Raw genomic sequence first — 786 nt, forward strand, 5'->3', positions numbered from 1 at the left:
ACCATCGCCGACAAGCCCGTTGCTGTCGCCGCACCAAACGTGCTCAGCAAATAGTCGGTGTACAAATCGAGTTCTTTGTTCTTCATGGCGACAGGTTATCGTATGCACTGCGTAACATCAGTTAATACGATATTTTGATTTTGACGCAAGGTATTGCGTGCATTGAACTTGAGGCGATCAAAGCTTACTGCCCCACCGCTGATATGTTGCGAAGTTTGGAGCGTCTGTGGCTTTAAATATAGCTGTAGGTGCCGTAATGCGGGTGCAACAACTTGCTTGATGAACTGCTCATCGCTGGGGCCTTCCGCAAAGACGATGATTTCCGTCATGCTCAAGGCCTCCCACCAAGGATGTTGCGCTTCCAGATTTCTCCCATTGCATATTCTTCTAGCCAGCCTTCCAGTTCTTCGTTAGAGAACCTTCTAAAGGTAGAAGCATCATTCTCCTGGTCAACCACGATCACATCTTCAGGGCTTAGCTCATTTACCAGTTCTACCGATTGGGTAGAAACAATTAGCTGCTTACGTTCAGCTACCTGCTTGAATAGATCGACCAATACTGTGATTGCATAGGGGTGTAGACCTAGTTCAGGTTCATCAATCAACACCGTATCGGGTAGTAATTCAACAGGCTGTAAAAGCAGGGTAGTCAGACAGATAGGGCCTGTCAGTAATTTCGTGTTCAGGGCATATCATGCTCCCAAGGAGAATGTATGCCTCGCAAACAGAAAACCCAGCCCATAGCCTTGCCCTCGATTTCCGCCGAACTGCTGGAACAATTCGGCAA

Annotated in this window: 2 protein-coding genes; both read right to left on the reverse strand. The window is 47.7% G+C overall.

Annotated features, from left to right (window positions below):
• Window positions 1-95: 95 nt before the first annotated feature.
• Window positions 96-329, reverse strand: a complete 234-nt coding sequence (locus tag CSQ89_RS21735; protein ID WP_099408004.1) for a DUF4276 family protein — start codon at window positions 327-329, stop codon at window positions 96-98.
• Window positions 330-331: 2 nt separating this feature from the next.
• Window positions 332-685: an AAA family ATPase gene (locus CSQ89_RS21740; protein WP_199065807.1), complete on the reverse strand. Its 354-nt coding sequence runs from the start codon at window positions 683-685 to the stop codon at window positions 332-334.
• Window positions 686-786 lie beyond the last annotated feature (101 nt).

The sequence above is a fragment of the Chitinimonas sp. BJB300 genome, assembly GCF_002735695.1.
In the GTDB taxonomy this organism is placed as follows: domain Bacteria; phylum Pseudomonadota; class Gammaproteobacteria; order Burkholderiales; family Chitinimonadaceae; genus Chitinimonas.

What these genes read in the sequence shown, in the direction of transcription:
- CSQ89_RS21735 (WP_099408004.1), bottom strand. Translation starts at nt 329, where the DNA reads ATGACGGAAATCATCGTCTTTGCGGAAGGCCCCAGCGATGAGCAGTTC.